General features: G+C 45.6%; 13 protein-coding genes and 1 pseudogene. 5 read left to right on the top strand and 9 right to left on the bottom strand.

The features are described 5' to 3' along the window. Nucleotides 1–142 precede the first annotated feature (142 nt). The 5 genes from mutT (at nucleotide 143) to ACED48_RS04825 (ending at nucleotide 7444) form a co-directional block, all read left to right on the top strand. Nucleotides 143–541 carry an 8-oxo-dGTP diphosphatase MutT gene (mutT, locus tag ACED48_RS04845; RefSeq protein ID WP_017056054.1) on the top strand — a complete coding sequence of 133 codons (399 nt, stop codon included), beginning with the start codon at nucleotides 143–145 and terminating at the stop codon, nucleotides 539–541. A gap of 91 nt (nucleotides 542–632) precedes the next feature. After that, on the top strand, nucleotides 633–1457 hold the full coding sequence (dapB, locus tag ACED48_RS04840; protein ID WP_017056055.1) for a 4-hydroxy-tetrahydrodipicolinate reductase: 825 nt from the start codon (nucleotides 633–635) through the stop codon (nucleotides 1455–1457). A 504-nt stretch (nucleotides 1458–1961) separates the two neighbouring features. Continuing rightward, the gene (gene carA / locus ACED48_RS04835) at nucleotides 1962–3116 is read left to right on the top strand and encodes a glutamine-hydrolyzing carbamoyl-phosphate synthase small subunit (RefSeq protein WP_017056056.1); all 1155 of its coding nucleotides are present in this window, start codon (nucleotides 1962–1964) and stop codon (nucleotides 3114–3116) included. A 16-nt stretch (nucleotides 3117–3132) separates the two neighbouring features. After that, nucleotides 3133–6363, top strand: a complete 3231-nt coding sequence (gene carB / locus ACED48_RS04830; protein WP_017056057.1) for a carbamoyl-phosphate synthase large subunit — start codon at nucleotides 3133–3135, stop codon at nucleotides 6361–6363. A gap of 301 nt (nucleotides 6364–6664) precedes the next feature. Beyond that, complete coding sequence (locus ACED48_RS04825) at nucleotides 6665–7444, top strand: TSUP family transporter (RefSeq protein ID WP_017056058.1); 780 nt, start codon at nucleotides 6665–6667, stop codon at nucleotides 7442–7444. Here ACED48_RS04825 and ACED48_RS04820 read toward each other — a convergent pair. From ACED48_RS04820 to gltB, 9 genes and pseudogenes are all read right to left on the bottom strand, one after another. Continuing rightward, nucleotides 7395–8240 (bottom strand): LysR family transcriptional regulator, encoded by an 846-nt coding sequence (locus ACED48_RS04820; RefSeq protein WP_017056059.1) that lies wholly within the window; start codon nucleotides 8238–8240, stop codon nucleotides 7395–7397. The two genes, ACED48_RS04825 and ACED48_RS04820, sit on opposite strands and share 50 nt — an antisense overlap. 122 nt (nucleotides 8241–8362) lie before the next feature. After that, nucleotides 8363–8955 (bottom strand): annotated as a pseudogene (locus ACED48_RS04815) (flavodoxin family protein). Between the two features lie 243 nt (nucleotides 8956–9198). Then, a complete protein-coding gene (locus ACED48_RS04810; protein ID WP_017056062.1) occupies nucleotides 9199–9816 on the bottom strand; it encodes a TRIC cation channel family protein in 618 nt (205 codons plus the stop codon). 77 nt (nucleotides 9817–9893) lie between these two features. Next, the gene (gene btuF / locus ACED48_RS04805; protein WP_017056064.1) at nucleotides 9894–10763 is read right to left on the bottom strand and encodes a vitamin B12 ABC transporter substrate-binding protein BtuF; all 870 of its coding nucleotides are present in this window, start codon (nucleotides 10761–10763) and stop codon (nucleotides 9894–9896) included. 1 nt (nucleotide 10764) lies between these two features. After that, entirely contained in the window at nucleotides 10765–11718 is a 954-nt protein-coding gene (locus ACED48_RS04800) for a cobalamin biosynthesis family protein (RefSeq protein ID WP_017056065.1), read from the bottom strand. A gap of 10 nt (nucleotides 11719–11728) precedes the next feature. Further along, the gene (gene mtnN, locus ACED48_RS04795; protein WP_017056066.1) at nucleotides 11729–12424 is read right to left on the bottom strand and encodes a 5'-methylthioadenosine/S-adenosylhomocysteine nucleosidase; all 696 of its coding nucleotides are present in this window, start codon (nucleotides 12422–12424) and stop codon (nucleotides 11729–11731) included. A gap of 126 nt (nucleotides 12425–12550) precedes the next feature. Next, entirely contained in the window at nucleotides 12551–12979 is a 429-nt protein-coding gene (locus tag ACED48_RS04790) for a DUF1499 domain-containing protein (protein WP_017056067.1), read from the bottom strand. A gap of 187 nt (nucleotides 12980–13166) precedes the next feature. Next, nucleotides 13167–14579 (bottom strand): FAD-dependent oxidoreductase, encoded by a 1413-nt coding sequence (locus ACED48_RS04785; RefSeq protein ID WP_017056068.1) that lies wholly within the window; start codon nucleotides 14577–14579, stop codon nucleotides 13167–13169. 16 nt (nucleotides 14580–14595) lie between these two features. Then, nucleotides 14596–19059: a glutamate synthase large subunit gene (gltB, locus tag ACED48_RS04780; RefSeq protein ID WP_017056069.1), complete on the bottom strand. Its 4464-nt coding sequence runs from the start codon at nucleotides 19057–19059 to the stop codon at nucleotides 14596–14598. Nucleotides 19060–19354 lie beyond the last annotated feature (295 nt).

Below are 19354 nucleotides of genomic sequence, written 5' to 3'. Positions count from 1 at the left end.
GGTGGTACTCACTTACTACCGTAAGCTCCGTGCCACCGCCTTGCTCTCAAGCACTACAGCTTAGCTTCAGAAAAACTGACAATGAAAATATAAAGAGTCGCTTAGGCGGCTCTTTTTTTAAGCTAATTTTGAGGAAAGCTTAATGAAAAGAATCCATATTGTTGCAGGCATTGTCTTTAACCAAGATAAGTCGCAGGTATTTATCACTAAACGACCTGATGACAAGCACAAAGGCGGCTTCTGGGAATTTCCAGGCGGTAAGGTTGAAGCAGACGAAACCATTGAACAAGCCATGACTCGTGAACTTGATGAAGAGATTGGCATCAAGGTAACTGAACAGTCTCTGTTTGAACACCTTGAATTTGATTACACCGATAAGTCGCTTAAGTTCGATTTCATCCTTGTGACCGATTTTGAAGAGCAGCCTTATGGCAAAGAAGGTCAACAAGGTGAATGGGTAAGCCTAGAATCATTGAATCAATACGCCTTCCCAGAGGCAAATGTGCCAATTTTAGAGCGAGTGATAAAAGAGTTTTCGTAATTGCTAGCCTGAGTTTGAGATTGTTGTTAGTTTAAAGATATTAACCGAATGAACGTTGCTGCAGAGGTAAGCGGTAACGGTAACCAAAACAATGGAGATATTCGCAGTGGTAAGAATTGCAATTGCAGGAGCAGCGGGCCGCATGGGTCGCAACTTGGTGAAAGCCGCTCATCATAATTCAGAAGCAAGTGTTGGTGCTGGCTCAGAGCGACCAGAATCATCTTTGGTCGGCGTTGATATCGGCGAGTTATGCGGTGAAGGTCGTTTTGATGTGGCTCTAGTCGATGACCTCTCGAAAGCGATTGAAGAATTTGATGTTATCGTCGACTTTACTGCGCCTGTTAGCACATTAGCGAATATTGAACTTTGTAAACGTCATGGTAAGAAGCTGATCATAGGAACAACAGGTTTCTCTGAAGAAGAGAAGCGAGTGATTGATGCTGCTTCAAAAGAGATCGCTATCGTAATGGCACCTAACTACAGTGTGGGTGTGAACCTGGTATTTAAGCTGCTAGAAAAGGCCGCTAAAGTCATGGGTGATTACTGTGATGTTGAGATCGTTGAGGCTCACCACCGTCATAAAGTTGATGCGCCTTCTGGTACTGCTATTGGTATGGGCGAAGCGATCGCGGGTGCGATGGGTAATGAGTTAAATGATGTCGCCGTATGGTCACGCGAAGGTATTACTGGCGAGCGTACTAAAGATGAGATTGGTTTTGCGACGATTCGTGCTGGTGACATCATTGGTGAGCACACTGCTATGTTTGCTGATATCGGGGAGAGAGTTGAAATTACTCATAAAGCCACAGATCGAATGACCTTTGCTAATGGCGCAATCAAGGCCGCAGTTTGGTTAAATGGTAAGTCAGCAGGCTTTTATACCATGACAGATGTCCTTGGATTGAATGACCTATAAATAGATATTTATGCGCTGGCAATTGCCGGCGCTTTCTTTGTTTGGTACCTTTCCCTCCGCTATTCCTCCTTTTACAAGTTTCTCTCTACTTTCTTATTATCGTCGTTTTTCTATGATTTAACTGTAGTTTTTGGCTGGTATTATTCGCTTTCTGTTTTAGGTGTCTAAATTATAGGGTTTTCTCTTTGTGTTTATCGATTGCTTTTTGTTGGTGATGTTTTTGTCACTATATGATTGGTAAAAATGAAGGGTAAAGATTAGAAAATCTTAATATTCGAACTAAACGGGCATTAAAGTTGAACTTTTGAAGCTTTGGTGGCAAAAGTTGAATTAGCTTATATAAATGTTTAATTTCTTTTACGTTAAATGTTGACACGTATCACGTGCATCACTAAAATACCGCCAATTTGTCTAATTTCCATAAACACGCAGTTTCTGGTGTTGCAGGAAGGTATATTTGCAAATTAAGTCAATTTAAATGCATTTTTATTTCTGGAGGTTGTCTTGAAGAAGTCAGCACTACTCGTCCTAGAAGATGGGACAGTATTTCACGGTGAAGCCATTGGCGCTGTAGGTTCTGCAGTTGGTGAAGTCGTTTTTAATACCTCGATGACGGGGTACCAAGAAATCCTCACTGATCCTTCCTATTCTCAACAAATCGTTACCCTTACTTACCCTCACATTGGCAATACCGGAACCAATTCCGAAGACGAAGAATCTTCTTCAATCCATGCTCAAGGCCTTGTGATTCGCGATCTCCCTCTTATCGCTTCTAACTTCCGTAATGAAAAATCCCTTTCTGATTACCTTAAGTCGCAAAACGTTGTGGGTATCGCTGATATCGATACTCGTAAGCTGACGCGTATTCTTCGTGAAAAAGGTGCTCAAAACGGTTGTATCGTAGCAGGCGCTTCAGTAAACGATGGGAACCTAGACGAAGCTTTAGCTCTAGCTAAAGCAAAAGAATTCCCTGGCCTGAAAGGTATGGATCTTGCGAAAGAAGTTACAACAAAAGAAGCGTATCAATGGAAACAAGGTTCGTGGACGCTTACGGGTGGACTTCCTGAAGCGAAAGCCGACTCTGAATTGCCATACCACGTTGTTGCTTATGACTTCGGCGCAAAACGAAACATCCTACGAATGCTTGTTGACCGCGGCTGCCGCCTAACGGTTGTTCCTGCTGAAACTTCTGCTAAAGAAGTACTCGCGCTGAACCCAGACGGTGTTTTCCTTTCAAATGGCCCTGGTGATCCAGAACCATGTACTTACGCAATTGAAGCTACAAAAGTGTTCCTAGAAAAAGGTTTACCGATCTTCGGCATCTGTCTAGGTCACCAAATTCTTGCTCTAGCGTCAGGTGCTAAGACTGTGAAGATGAAGTTTGGTCACCACGGTGCGAACCACCCAGTTAAAGATTTAGATCGTGATGTTGTGATGATTACTTCGCAAAACCACGGCTTTGCAGCTGACGAAGAAACCCTTCCAGAGACATTGCGTGCAACGCACAAATCACTGTTTGATGGTTCTCTACAAGGTATTCACCGTACAGACAAACCCGCGTTTAGCTTCCAGGGTCACCCTGAAGCAAGCCCAGGTCCAGAAGACGCAGCGCCGTTATTCGACCACTTCATTGAATTAATTAAACAGCACACAGCTTAATCCGGAGTAGTAGACAATGCCAAAACGTACTGACATTAAAAGTATTCTTATTCTAGGTGCTGGCCCGATCGTTATCGGCCAAGCATGTGAGTTCGATTACTCTGGTGCTCAAGCTTGTAAAGCGCTTCGCGAAGAAGGTTACCGAGTTATTCTTGTAAACTCGAACCCAGCGACAATCATGACTGACCCAGAGATGGCAGATGCAACTTACATCGAACCTATTCAATGGGAAGTGGTGCGTAACATCATCGCTAAAGAGAAGCCTGATGCCGTTCTACCTACTATGGGTGGCCAAACGGCATTGAACTGTGCTCTAGACCTAGAAAAGCACGGCGTTCTTGAAGAGTTCGGTGTTGAAATGATTGGTGCAACGGCTGACGCTATTGATAAAGCAGAAGACCGTTCACGCTTCGATAAAGCAATGAAAGCAATTGGCCTTGAGTGTCCAACTGCTGATACAGCTAAATCGATGGAAGAAGCTTACAAAGTTTTAGACATGGTTGGCTTCCCTTGTATCATTCGTCCATCGTTCACTATGGGTGGTACTGGTGGCGGTATCGCTTACAACAAAGAAGAATTTGAAGAAATCTGTCGTCGTGGTTTGGATTTATCTCCAACTAACGAACTTCTTATCGATGAATCACTTATCGGTTGGAAAGAGTACGAGATGGAAGTGGTTCGTGACAAAAACGACAACTGCATCATCGTATGTGCGATTGAAAACTTCGACCCAATGGGTATTCACACAGGTGACTCAATCACTGTGGCTCCAGCTCAAACGCTGACAGACAAAGAATATCAACTAATGCGTAACGCATCTCTAGCAGTACTGCGTGAGATTGGTGTTGAAACCGGTGGTTCAAACGTACAGTTTGGTATCAACCCGAAAGATGGCCGTATGGTTATCATCGAGATGAACCCACGTGTATCTCGCTCTTCTGCGCTAGCATCTAAAGCAACAGGTTTCCCAATCGCTAAGATTGCCGCGAAACTGGCTGTTGGCTTCACGCTAGACGAGCTAATGAATGACATCACTGGCGGCGCAACACCAGCATCATTCGAACCAACAATCGACTACGTAGTCACTAAGATTCCTCGTTTTAACTTCGAAAAATTTGCAGGCGCTAACGACCGTCTAACGACGCAAATGAAGTCGGTTGGTGAAGTGATGGCTATCGGCCGTAACCAACAAGAATCTCTACAAAAAGCACTTCGTGGCCTAGAAGTTGGCGCGACTGGTTTTGACGAAATGGTAGACCTAGACGCACCAGATGCGCTAACGACTATCCGTCACGAACTGAAAGAAGCTGGCGCAGAGCGTATTTGGTACATCGCTGACGCATTCCGTGCGGGTATGTCGGTAGATGGTGTATTCAACCTAACGCAAATCGACCGTTGGTTCCTAGTTCAAATTGAAGATATCGTAAATCTTGAGCAAGAACTGAAAGCGAAAGGTTTTGCTGGTCTAAATAAAGACGAGTTAATCAAGCTTAAACGTAAAGGTTTTGCAGATGCGCGACTATCTAAGATTCTAGGAGTCGCAGAAAGCGAAATCCGTCGTATGCGTGACCAATACGATATTCACCCGGTATACAAGCGTGTAGATACGTGTGCGGCTGAGTTCTCTTCAGATACGGCTTACATGTACTCATCTTACGATGAGGAGTGTGAAGCGAACCCAACAGACAAAGACAAGATCATGATTCTAGGCGGCGGTCCAAACCGTATCGGCCAAGGTATTGAGTTTGACTACTGTTGTGTACACGCATCATTAGCACTACGTGAAGATGGCTACGAAACTATCATGGTTAACTGTAACCCTGAGACCGTTTCTACAGACTACGATACCTCTGACCGTCTGTACTTCGAACCAGTCACCCTGGAAGACGTACTAGCCATCGCTCGCGTTGAGAAGCCAAAAGGCGTTATCGTTCAGTACGGTGGTCAAACGCCACTTAAACTGGCTCGTGCTCTTGAAGCGGCTGGCGTGCCAATCATCGGTACTAGCCCAGACGCAATCGACCGTGCAGAAGACCGTGAGCGTTTCCAAGTTGCTGTAGACCGTCTAGGCCTACTTCAGCCAGAGAACGCGACAGTAACAACAATGGAGCAAGCGGTAGAGAAATCTCGCGAAATCGGCTTTCCACTTGTTGTACGTCCTTCTTACGTACTTGGTGGTCGTGCGATGGAAATCGTATACGACGAGCAAGATTTACGTCGTTACTTCAACGAAGCAGTAAGTGTGTCAAACGAATCTCCAGTACTACTGGATAGCTTCTTAGATGACGCTGTTGAAGTCGACGTCGATGCGATTTGTGACGGTGAACGCGTTGTTATCGGCGGTATTATGGAGCACATCGAGCAAGCGGGTGTTCACTCAGGTGACTCAGCATGTTCTCTTCCTGCCTACACGCTAAGCCAAGAAATCCAAGACGTAATGCGTGAGCAAGTTGAAAAGCTAGCGTTCGAATTGGGTGTTCGTGGTCTGATGAACACGCAGTTTGCTGTGAAGAATAATGAAGTGTACCTAATCGAGGTTAACCCTCGTGCAGCACGTACGGTTCCATTCGTATCTAAAGCAACTGGTGCGCCAATCGCTAAGATTGCCGCTCGTGTAATGGCGGGTCAATCGCTAGAGTCTCAAGGTTTTACCAAAGAAATCATCCCACCTTACTACTCGGTGAAAGAAGTTGTACTTCCATTCAACAAGTTCCCAGGTGTTGACCCACTGTTAGGCCCAGAAATGCGCTCTACTGGTGAAGTTATGGGTGTTGGCGCGACGTTTGCAGAAGCATACTCTAAAGCCGAATTGGGTTGTGGCAACATCTACCCAGAAGGCGGCCGTGCACTTCTTTCTGTTCGTGAAGGCGATAAAGAGCGTGTTGTTGACCTAGCATCTAAGCTATCTAAGCTTGGTTACCAGCTAGACGCAACACATGGTACTGCGGTTATCCTTGGCGAAGCGGGTATCAACCCACGTCTAGTTAACAAGGTACACGAAGGTCGTCCTCACATTCTTGACCGTATCAAGAACAACGAGTACACGTACATCGTGAACACTGCAGCTGGCCGTCAAGCGATTGAAGACTCTAAAGTTCTTCGTCGTGGCGCATTGGCTGAAAAAGTTAACTACACGACTACGCTAAACGCTGCATTCGCGACTTGCATGGCGCACACTGCAGATGCGAAGACGTCAGTCATTTCAGTTCAAGAGCTACATGCTCAAGTAAAAGCGAACGAAGCTTAATCGACTAGATTAAACGAAAGTAGAGGCCCGCTCTGAACTGAAGAGCGGGTTTTTTTATGCTTGCCATCCTGTTTATACCTATCGTAGTAAGCAACTGTTCTCCCTAGTTTGTTAAAAATCTCGATAATTTCCGTTTTATTCTCAAGTCTGTTCCCACTCGATTTATGAACACTCACTTATTGTGATTAGCATTAGATTAAATGATGAAAATTTGGAATAGGTTAAAATCTTGTGTTTCGTTATTGATCGCTTTCTTAGGGTGGTAAGTTGTCGTTATACGGAATTTTAAGGCATTGAGTATATGGAAATCACTCTAGAAATATTGGCTATTTTGTTTGTTGTCGCAACGGTGGCTGGCTTTATTGATGCGATGGCTGGCGGCGGTGGCTTATTAACTTTACCTGCATTACTCGCGGCGGGTGTCCCACCGACACAGGCCCTTGCTACTAATAAACTTCAAAGCTCTTTTGGTAGCTTCTCGGCGACTTGGTATTTCGTGCGCAATGGTATCGTCAGTATTAAAGAGATGCGTTTTGCGATCATCTGCACTTTTATTGGTTCGGCTATTGGGGCTGAATTAGTCCAATATATAGATGCAAGCTTACTGACGAGTGTTATCCCACTGTTGCTTATTGCTATCTCTCTCTATTTTCTGCTTGCACCTCCAACAACGGTTTCTAAAGGTAAGCAAAAGATCTCTGAGGCAATGTTTGCGCTGTGTATTGGCGGTGGTGTGGGTTTCTACGATGGGTTCTTTGGCCCAGGTACGGGGTCTATTTTTACGGTTTGCTTTGTCGTCATTGGGCATTTCTCTTTGGTTGATGCTACAGCTCGCACCAAGGTACTTAATTTCACCTCGAACATTGCTGCATTGATCTTCTTTATCTTGGCTGGCTTGCCTATTTGGGAGTTAGGATTAGTGATGGCGGTCGGTGGCTTTATGGGCGCTCAGCTCGGCGCTAAAGTGGTAGTGACAAAAGGGCAGAAGTGGATTCGCCCCCTTGTGATCGTAATGTCGATGCTAATGGCGTCTAAACTGCTTTGGGAACAGCATCAACAATCGATTCTATCACTGTTTTAACCCTTGGAGAGTGATAGCTATTTGGCCTCACACAGATATGAATTGGTCGAATTAAGCCTGCTAATTCTGGGAAACTATACAGGTATTGAGACTCAATATTGAGTGTTTTTACGATAGAGAGCGGGATTAAAGCCGGCCCCGCTCCACCTAATGCAAGTTGCGCTGCTGCGGTGTAGGCATCCATCTCCATTAAGGGTTTGATATCGAATTTTGCAAGCACAGATAATTGATAAGAGTTGGCTGGGTTCGTCATATCGTTGGTAATGACCAATGGAGGAAGTGCCGTGAGCGACTGCTTACTTACAATGTAAAACGGCTCATCAAACAGGTGGAAGGTCATCAATCCATGATGTGGCGGCAGTAAACCAGCACACAACCCCAAGGTTGCCTTGCCAGATTGTACGCGCTCTATGATTCTTGGGGTATGGTTGGTGGTGATGGTGATGTGTTTATCTTGTTTGATAAATTGCCCCATCATCTCACCTAGATAGCCCGCTATCAGAGACTTAGAGCTATCTAAAGTGATGAGAGTGGTATCTTCCAACTCTTGCTGTTCATAAATAAGGCCACGAAGCTCGTTGAATGCAGGGCCGATACTCTCGACTAGTGCAATTGCATCCGGCGTCAGTTTGATCTGTCGGCCACTCGGTTCAATGAGCTTTTTACCTAGCTTCCTTTCTAAATTCGCAATCCGTTTGCTGACCGCTGATTGGCTGATATAAAGCAAACTGCCTGTACGGCTCATGGTCTTTGCTTTACTCAATACCAGTAGAGTTTCGATTCCTTCGAGTAGCATTGGTTATATTCATGAAAGTTGGGAATGATTGTTTCAACTTACCTCAAACAGCATTCATTCTCTAGTCTTGAGCTCATAGATATCAAACAAGCTAGGAGCTTTGAAACTAGCCTGTTAGTTAATTAGTAAGTTAGTTCGGTTCTCTTTGCTAGACTTACGATGCGTTGGCCGAAATAGAAAGCAGTCTGAAGATCGTTGCTGTTAATGTGATTATTGGTGCTATCTGCTGTCTCATCTTCACTGGCAACCAAACCTATGCTTGATCCTGTGCGATTCAAACCTAAGTCATCAATGTGCTTTGAGATATCAAGCCCTGCCCAAATCATGCCATGCTGACAAGCCAGAGTAAAAAAGCTCAACAAGGTTTGTTGCTGCTCACCGTTAAGGCTGCCACCTGTGGTAAAACCCGCTGCGAGTTTATTTCGCCATGCTTTATTGCAGTAGCTATCACTGCTTGCATCCATAAAGCTCTTAAACTGTGCGGCTGGTGAACCCATGTAAGTCGGGGAGCCAAAGATAATGGCGTCACAGTCCTCTAATGACTTGAGCTTATCATCATTGTCATACCTTCCTTCGACCACTTCAGAAGATAGCACTTCGACAAGGAGTACTGAGTTAGGTTGTTGATTGTTAATGCCTTCAGCGATTGTCTCAGCAACTTGCTTAGTTGCTCCATTCTTAGAGAAAAAACAATGCCCACTTTACCAATACTCATCTTGAACTCCCTTTTGCCAATGTTAGTAAATAAAATTGTTTATAAAGCTATTTGTTTATTAATATAGCCTGTGGATTAGATAAGTAAACAAAAAACATTACTAACCTAATGAGCTAATGGACTAACTAAATTGAGTGTTAGGAAAAGAAGGGATCTTTGAAGAGTGGAAATCGAGGGTATCAGTGATTTGAAACCGGATTAAAAAAGGCCCCTTTGCGGAGCCTTTCACTTTGTAACGATAGCTTATTTGATGGCGAAGGTCGGCAATGATAAATGCCAACGAATGGCGCCAAGCCTGATCAATAACGTTGAGAACACGCCGGCCAGAAATGCAGTTTCTGAATCGTGCCCCATGCTGATCGCCATGGTATGGAAAGCGCCACCAATGATACAAGCGGTCGCGTAGACTTCACTTCTTAGAATCATTGGCACTTCACGGGCAAGCACGTCACGGATAATACCGCCACCGCAGCCGGTGATGACACCCATGATGATGGCCACTAGTGCTGAATCTTGATAGATAAGCGCTTTTTCTACACCAATGCCAACAAACACCGCTAAACCAATCGCATCACATACCGGCAATATCCACCAAGCCAGACGTTTTGGACGTCTTACAATAATCATGGTCAGCAAGCAGGTAGTGATGATGACCCAAAGGTAGGTGGTATCAGTGATCCAAAAAACGGGAGTCGCACCCAATGCCATGTCACGAATAGTGCCGCCGCCAATTGCGGTCACGCTGCCTAGAACGGCGACGCCAAAGGGATCCATCTTAAGACGGCCTGCGACAAAAACGCCAGAAATAGCAAAGATGGCAGTGCCAAATAAATCGATAATATAAAGCAGCATGGAGTCCATGATACTGGTGCTCTTATTGGTTGAAATTATAGGTATTGACGTTGGTGGCGAATTGTACGAAAAAATGCAGCAAATAGTTAGCGATTTTGCCTAGCTCTATCGAAGAAATCGCACACTTGTTGAATCGCTTTTGAAGTTCTGGTTGTCGGGCGATTGATCCAGTCAGAATTGAGTGACCAAATCTGATCTTGAGCGACCGCCGGAATCTCCTCTTCCCAAGTTTGCCACATGGTTCCATTCTCGATGGCGTGCTGAGAGGTGAAGATCACCTCAGGTTTCTTTAGTACAACTTGTTCAATACCAACTTGCGGATAAGGAGAGGCGCTGTTTTCAAAAATATTGTGACCACCACAAAACTCAAACACCTCACTTGGCCAATGCCCTTGAGCAACAGTGATGAGCGGCTTTTCACTAAGCTGATAAAAGTAGTTTACAGGCTCGGCATCTTTATATTTTAGTTTCAACGCGTTGAGCTGCTCTCTGTATTGCTTAGCATTGTTCTCTCCAATACTCGGATCACTGGAGTATTGGCTTAGTTGTTCAATATTGGTCGCAATGCTGTCTAGGCTTTTGGTTTTAGAGTAGTAAATATTAAATCCAAACTGCTCTAACTTTGCGAGTTCTCTGGGCGGGTTGCCAGAAGGCCACGCAAGAATCAGATCTGGCTGCAGTGCGATGATTTTCTCAACCTTAATACCTTGGTAGTTCGCCACTTTCTCAAGCTTGTCTGCTTGTGGTGGGTAATCACTTCGCTCACTTACCGCAACAAGCTTATTACCTAAACCTGCACTGTACGCGAGTTCAGTGGCGTGAGGAGCAAGGCTGACCACGCGTTGAGCTGGTTGTACTTTTTCTGGAGTCAGTGATGCTTCTTTTGCAAATGATAAAGGCAGCCATAAGCTGGAAGACAAAATAGTAAGGCTTGTAACAAGTGCTGAAGATTTCACTCTAAATCCCTTGGTGAATAAATAATAAGGCTAGGCTTTGTAAAAGTATCCAGATAGTGATGCGACCAAATAGCAGTTTCTGAACCTGAGATAGATGCAGAGTTGACGGTGCGATTCTGCCGCCTAATTTTGCGCGAATGGCTTTGGTGTTGTTGTAAATCGCAGGGCCACCCAATGATAGTTCAAGCTTGTTGCCAACGGCCGTGATTAACCAGGCAGGGCCGGGTAGTGGCCAAGAGCGACTTTGGACTAGCATCATCTTAAATGTGTGCGTTGCTTTATCACCACATACGATCATCAAAGCAAACAAACGCATCGGTATGAATTCGAGAATAGCGACTATCTTGATAGCGGTTGAGCCGAATGGAGAAAATTGCTTGCGACTTGGCGACCAAGCTCGAGCTAACTCGACCACAAGGCGATACATTAACGCGGCGATTCCACCACCAATGGCGTACCAGAACAACACACAAACTACGTTACGAGCGTAACCCATGATGATGGTTTCTGTGGCGGCTTTGCCTAGGCCAAGTGACGAAAGTGATTCGGTTTGACGATTGACTATTGGGGCCAGTAACTGACGAGCGGCCGCTTTATCTTCTCGGCCAATCGCTTTAATCAGTTGCTTAGTCAGCTTTTCATTATTGCGCCAATCAATCGCGAGTAATAACAGTGCCAATTCAAACAGTTGAGCTTGCCAAACCAATGGTTGCAGTGCCAAGAGAATAACCAGAGTCGGCAGTACCATTAACCCCCAGGCTAATGTGCCTGAGATTAAACTTTGGGAATAGTTGTGGTTGTTATTAACCTTGCTTGCTAAAAGCTCAGCAAACTTATGCCATAAGGTCGTGGGGTGTGCGGCATGGGGGATAGGTAAAATTAAATGAAAAAGCAGTGCTCCCCACATCACAAGGAGCACGCCATTTGCAAATACCTGATCAAACAGTGTTTGCATATCTAGTCGCTTACTTTAGTAGGGCAACCATCTTGATAACCATTTCAGAAGAGCTTTGCGCTGCTAGTGGCAGGAACTCTTCGAAGCTCATTGGTGATTCTTTGTCTGCAACGTCAGAGATTGCACGGACAACCACGAAGGGTACTTGGAATTGGTGACAAGCTTGAGCGATAGCCGATGCTTCCATCTCTACAGCAACAACTGACGGGAAGTGCTTGCGAATGAACTCTTGGCGTTCTGCCGTGCAAACAAATGCATCACCAGTACAGATAAGACCGCGAACGGCATGCTTATCTTCCATTTGTGCTAGTGCTTGTTCAGCAACAGCCATAAGTTTATCATCTGCTTTGAACGCAGCAGGTTGACCTGCCATTTGGCCGATTTCATAACCGAAAGCGGTTACGTCTGCATCGTGATGACGAACTTCAGTTGAGATAACGACATCGCCAAGGTTAAGTGTTGAGTCAAAACCGCCAGCTGAGCCTGTGTTTAGAACGACATCTGGTTGGTATTCGCTTAGAAGGATTGAAGTACCAACAGCTGCTGCTACTTTACCAATCCCTGATTGAAGCAAAACAACGTCAACACCATTTAGCTGACCAGAGAAAAAGGTACAACCGCCTTTATTCACTTCAGTGATATCTGAAATTGCTGCTTTTAGGATCGCAATTTCTTGCTCCATTGCGCCAATGATGCCGATTTTCATGTGTAGTCTCTTAATAAAAATATGTAAACAGTAGAACGAAATTGTAGCATGGAAGAGAAGCGTCGAGCGACTGCCCAGAAGCACTTCTCATCCTAATACCGACGATTTATCCACGTATTCTTTTATCTATTTGATTAGGCCTTCACTTTTTAGGCTTGTGCGAAGTTGTTCAGCACGTTTTCGGTTCACCCCAAAATCAGAGTAGCCAGTACGAGACTCGGAACGTACGATCAGCTTGCCACCAGTAACTCTGAGTTCTAAGTCATCGACAAAGCGCATGATGCGAGAAGTACATTCAATACGTAGGTAATTTTCGGTTCTGTTGGCTGTTTTCGAGCCCGGTAAGGTCAGCGCAACCTGTTCAATAGCATCGAGGTTTGCTGAATCTGATAATTCAAATGCGGCCAATGCATGCTGCTCACGATCATCTTGGGTCGATACACAGTTTGGTTTGTCGCCACAAGGTGATGAAGTTCTGTCTTCCATGTCAGTGATACCTTGGCTGCAAGCGGTTAAAGTCAAAAGAGAGAGAAAAAGGAGAGCTGTTTTTTCCATAGTGTTTCCTATGCGTTGTTTTAATTCTAATTCTAATTCTAATTGTCGTTTTCGGTATTGGCCATTTAGTGATTGTTTTACTCTTTATCGTTACCTTTTAATAAAGCGTATTTAATTCAAAAAGGATCCATCATTGGATCCTTTTTTTATAGTAACGAACTGAGTAATAAAGGAAACCTTAGATTAGTCACACTTCTAGGTAATCTAATATCCCTTCCGCGGCTTTACGGCCTTCATCGATAGCGGTCACCACCAAGTCTGAGCCTCGAACCGCATCACCACCTGCAAAAATCTTGCTGTTGGTGGTTTGGTATTGAAACTCTTGTTGTCCAGGAGCTTTGATGCGTCCCCACTGATCCAAATCAACACCGAAAGGTTCTAGCCATTCCATCGCATGAGGTTGAAAACCAAATGCCATTATAACGGCGTCTGCTTCAAGAATATGCTCACTGCCTTCAACGGGTTGAGGACGACGACGGCCAGCGTCATCAGGCTCACCCAAAGCGGTTTTCACGACTTTGACGCCAACGACATGACCAGAGTTGTTAAGCTCTAAGCCAATAGGCTGAAGGTTGAACATGAACTTCACGCCTTCTTCTTTGGCATTCTTCACTTCGCGACGAGATCCTGGCATGTTGGCTTCATCTCGGCGATAAGCACAAACGACGTTAGCTGCGTGTTGACGAATCGAAGTTCGGACACAGTCCATCGCGGTATCCCCCCCACCAAGCACGACCACTTTTTTGCCTTTCATGTCGATGAATGGCGTTGGGTTATCCAGTTCCATGACCTTGTAGGTATTGGAAACAAGGAAGGGTAGAGCATCATAAACGCCCGGTGCTTCTTCGTTGTCTAACCCTGCTCGCATGTTTTTATAGGTACCGACCCCTAAGAAAACGGCATCATAGTCATCGACCAGTTGTTGTAGTTGAACGTCTTTACCGACTTCGGTATTCATCTTAAATTCGACACCCATTCCGCTAAAGATACGGCGACGGTTTTCCATGATGCCTTTCTCTAGTTTGAACGATGGGATACCAAACGTGAGCAGGCCACCGATCTCTGGGTAGCGGTCAAATACCACGGCTTTTACACCATTTCGAACTAAGATGTCAGCTGCTGCAAGACCAGCGGGGCCTGCGCCGATGATCGCGACTTTTTTGTCGGTCCATTCAACGTGGGACATGTCTGGTTTCCAGCCCATCTCAAACGCTTTGTCGGTAATGTATCTTTCAATATTACCTATTGTTACTGCGCCAAAATCATCATTGAGGGTACAAGAACCCTCGCACAGTCGGTCCTGAGGACAAACGCGTCCACACACCTCTGGCAAGCTGTTGGTTTGGTGAGCCAGTTCGGCTGCTTCGATAATGCGCCCTTCATTGGCGAGCTTAAGCCATTGAGGGATATAGTTATGGACAGGGCACTTCCATTCACAATATGGGTTACCACAGTCTAAACAGCGGTCAGCTTGCGCTTTAGCTTGTTGTTTCGTGAAAGGTTCGTAGATCTCTACAAACTCAATCTTACGTATTTTGATTGGCTTCTTCGCTGGGTCTACGCGATTCACATCAATAAATTGGTATACATTCTGGCTCATGATTGGCTCCTTCCAATTATTGCGCTTGAACACGAAGTTCAGCAGAGCTACGGCTTTGGTGACCGAGCAAGGTGTTAAGATCTGCCGTCTTCGGCTTCACTAAGTAGAACTTCGGAATCCATTCATCAAAGTTCGCCAGAATCGCTTCAGCGTGCACTGAGCCTGTCTCTTCTAAGTGCTCAGCAATCAAGCCGCGCAGATGTTCTTGGTGGATAAATAGGTCCGACAAAGAAAGTGCTTCGACCGATTCGTTGTTCACTCGGCCTTGGAAGTCTTCATTCTTATCCATCACATAAGCAAAACCGCCTGTCATACCGGCGCCGAAGTTCACTCCGGTTGCGCCAAGAATGGCCACAATACCACCGGTCATGTATTCACAGGCATTGTCACCTGCGCCTTCAATCACAGCGACGGTACCTGAATTACGTACCCCAAATCGTTCACCTGCAGTGCCTGCAGCAAATAGCTTGCCTCCGGTTGCACCATACAAACAGGTGTTACCGATGATGGTCGCTTCGTTACAAACGAATGCAGTGCCTTGGTGAGGCTTGATAACCACTTTACCGCCCGCCATGCCTTTGCCGACATAGTCATTGGCATCGCCTGTCAGATATAGCTCGACGCCACCGGCGTTCCAAACTGCAAATGATTGGCCTGCTGTACCATCGAGGTACAATTTAATCGGTGCACCCGCCATACCTTGATTACCGTAACGCTTCGCTATTTCACCTGAGATACGAGCGCCAATCGAACGGTCGGTGTTGATCACGTTGTAGTAGAGGCTGGTGGACTGTCGCTTCTCAATTGCATCGAGTGCATCATCAAGGATCTGCTGGTTGAGCTGAGCTTTATCAAACGGCGCGTTTGGTTCGGTCCAAAATAGCGGGTGACCTTCTGCAGATATCGGAGCTTCGAGTATTGAAGAAAGATCGAGCTTGCTCTGTTTCGCTGTGAGGCCTTGGACTGCTTCAAGTAAATCCGTGCGACCAATTAGGTCTGTTAGTTTTTCTACCCCAAGCTCTGCAAGGTATTGGCGTACTTCATCGGCTAGACCCGTAAAGTAGTTCATCACCATTTCAGGTAAGCCTTTGAAGTATTCACGACGTAGTGTTTCATCCTGAGTTGCCACACCAGTAGCACAATTGTTGAGGTGACAAATTCGTAAGAACTTACAACCCATTGCGACCATTGGCGCTGTTCCAAAACCAAAGCTTTCCGCACCGAGAATTGCGCCTTTGATAACATCGAGGCCGGTTTTTAAACCACCATCGACTTGTAGGCGGATTTTATGACGTAGACCGTTGGCAACCAAGGCTTGTTGAGTTTCTGCTAAGCCAAGCTCCCAAGGACAACCTGCGTATTTTACTGAGGTTAGTGGACTTGCTGCTGTACCTCCATCATAGCCAGAAATGGTGATCAGATCGGCGTAGGCTTTTGCTACACCTGTTGCAATGGTTCCTACACCCGGTTCAGACACTAACTTCACTGAAACCAAGGCTTTAGGGTTCACTTGTTTAAGGTCGAAAATCAGCTGCGCTAGATCCTCGATAGAGTAAATATCGTGATGTGGAGGAGGAGAAATCAGAGTGACACCCTGAACTGAATATCTCAGCTTAGCGATCTCTGCGGTGACCTTATGACCGGGCAGTTGACCACCTTCTCCGGGCTTCGCACCTTGTGCGACTTTGATTTGTAAAACATCCGCATTGGTTAAGTAATGTGGAGTTACGCCAAAACGACCGGAAGCTATCTGTTTAATGCGCGAGTTACGATCAGTCCCAAAGCGTCGTGGATCTTCACCGCCCTCACCAGAGTTGGAGTAGCCTCCTAATCGGTTCATCGCCATGGCCAGCGCTTCATGAGCTTCGGGGCTCAAGGCACCAATCGACATTGCCGCAGAGTCGAAGCGTTTAAATAGATCGCTATTAGGCTCGACTTGCTCTAGTGGCAGAGGCTGGTCGGCTTTTTTGAGGCTCATCAAGTCACGTAGCATCGCCACAGGACGAGCATTAACTTGCTTCGCAAAAGATTGATAATCTGATGTTTCGCCTGTCTTTACGGCTGTTTGTAAAGTACTGACTACGTCTGGGTTGTAGGCGTGATATTCGCCGCCATGTACATACTTGAGTAACCCACCATGCTCGATTGGTTTGCGTTTCGTCCACGCTTTACGAGAGAGGTTATAAAGATCTTGTTGGAAATCGCTAAAGCTTGCACCTTGGATTCGTGTGGCTACGCCACGGAAGCAGAGCTCAACGACGTCAGTATGTAAGCCAACGGCTTCGAATAGTTGTGAACAACGATAAGATGCAATGGTTGATATACCCATTTTCGACATGATCTTATATAGACCTTTGTTTATGCCGTTCTGGTAGTTTTGCATCGCGGTGCGGTAGTCTTTATCTAAAGAGCCGTCATCGAGCATTTTTCCTAGCGTTTCATAAGCAAGGTATGGGTAAACGGCGGTCACACCGAAGCCAAGCAGTACTGCAAACTGGTGTGGGTCACGTGCTGTTGCCGTTTCAACCACGATGTTGGCATCACATCGTAGGTCCGTGTCCGCAAGTCTCGTTTGTACCGCACCAACAACCATAGCGGCTGGGATGGGCAGTTTGCCTTTCTCTAAACCTTTATCCGATAGAATAATTAAAACTGCACCTTTACGGACTTCTTGCTCTGCACTATCACATACCGTCTTGATCGCTTGTTCAAGGTCTTGATGACTAGGAGCGTAGTGCATGCTGAGAATGACATGGCGGTAATGTTTTTGGCTTAATTGCAGAAGCTGCTGCATGTCTGAGTAAAGTAATACGGGAGAATCGAAAGTGACACGATAGGCATGACCGTCGGTCTCACAGAACACATTCATCTCTTTACCAATACTAGTAGCTAGAGACATCACGTGTTTCTCACGCAGTGGGTCGATTGGTGGGTTGGTCACCTGAGCAAATTTTTGACGGAAATAATCGGTGATGAGACGCTCTTTAGAAGACAGCACGGCCATCGGTGTATCATCGCCCATCGAGCCGACCGCTTCTTGCCCCATATCACCGAGCACGCGCAGTACTTGGTCTGATTCCTCGTTACTCATCGCAAACTGTTTTTGGTAAGTCTTTAGAGTGTCATCGTCAAAGCTACGCTTACCGACTTGATCATCTGACAATTTGGAAAACGGTGTGAGTTTGTGAACGTTCTTTTCCATCCACTCTTTATAGGGGTGGCGGCCTTTGAGGTCATTGTCGATCTCGTTGGATTGCCACAGCTTGCCACGACGAGTATCAATTACCAGTAATTCACCAGGCCCAACTCGACCTTTTTTTGCAACTTCATCCGGAGCGTAATTCCAGATACCAACCTCAGATGCCAGAGTGATCAGGTTGTCTTTAGTTATGACATAACGCGCAGGGCGTAATCCGTTTCTGTCGAGGTTACACGCGGCGTAACGACCATCAGAAAGGACGATACCTGCGGGGCCATCCCACGGTTCCATATGTTTGGAGTTGAAGTCGTAGAATGCACGCAGATCTGGGTCCATGTCTGGGTGGTTTTGCCAAGCGGGCGGTACAAGCATACGCATCGCTCGGAACACATCCATACCACCGGCAAGGAACAGGTCAAGCATGTTATCTAAGCTTGATGAATCTGAGCCTGTCTCATTCACAAAGGGTGCTGCGGTTTGTAAGTCTGGCAGCAAAGGCGAAGAGAACTTATAGGCACGAGCCTTAGCCCACTGACGGTTACCTTCGATGGTATTGATCTCACCATTATGTGCCAAATAGCGGAATGGTTGAGCCAGTGGCCAGCGTGGCTGAGTATTAGTTGAAAAGCGCTGGTGGAACAGACATATCGCCGATTCCATGCGTAAGTCTGCAAGATCGAGGTAAAATCGCGGAAGATCGGCCGGCATACACAGACCTTTGTAAACCATGACTTGTGTTGAAAGGCTACAAATATAGAAATCTTTGTCTTCGGTGATCTGTTTTTCAATTCTACGACGAGCGATATAAAGGCGTCGTTCAATATCGCGTTCACGCCAGCCAGCAGGAGCTGAGATAAACACTTGCTGAATATTGGGAACAGAATCTTTGGCAATCGGACCTAATACGTCAGTGTTGGTCGGCACTACGCGCCAACCTGCAACAGTTAAGGTCTCTTGAGCGAGCTCTTTATTGACGATGTCTTGCGCGGATTGCGCTTTGATTGGATCTTGGCTGAAGAAAATCATGCCGACAGCGTATTGCTTGCCGAGCTTGAAGTTATTCTCTTCTGCAATAATTCTGAGATAAGAGTCTGGCTTCTGAAGCAATAAGCCACAGCCATCTCCTGTTTTACCATCCGCAGCAATACCACCACGGTGTGTCATGCGATCGAGGGCTGAAATAGCAGTTCGTACCAACTTATGACTCGGTTGGCCTTCCATTTGCGCTATTAAACCAAATCCACAGTTGTCTTTTTCAAGACTAGGATCATATAGAGCCATTGCAATTCTCCCTTTTGCTTCTCTGTCATCCAGACAGTAAATGACTAACTATTCATGTACTTGTTATTTTTTATAAACTTATTATTTTTTAGCTAGTTAAAACGTATTGGTTGTATGAACAATACCGTTCGGTTTTGTTTTCACCAGATTTACAACGTATAGCTAATTGTGTTTAAGGTCAAGTTCATGGTTAATTATCATGCATAAACGCGATTAGCCACTTAATAATCTAAAATAGTCGATGGATATCAATGAGATATAAGAGGCTGGGTATTAACGATATTTAACGTATGCA

Source organism: Vibrio sp. 5S239, assembly GCF_041439575.1.
GTDB classification, from domain to species: Bacteria; Pseudomonadota; Gammaproteobacteria; order Enterobacterales; family Vibrionaceae; genus Vibrio; species Vibrio kanaloae.
The sequence above is the reverse complement of the archived record's forward strand: the minus strand, read 5'-3'. Positions and strand labels throughout refer to the sequence as shown.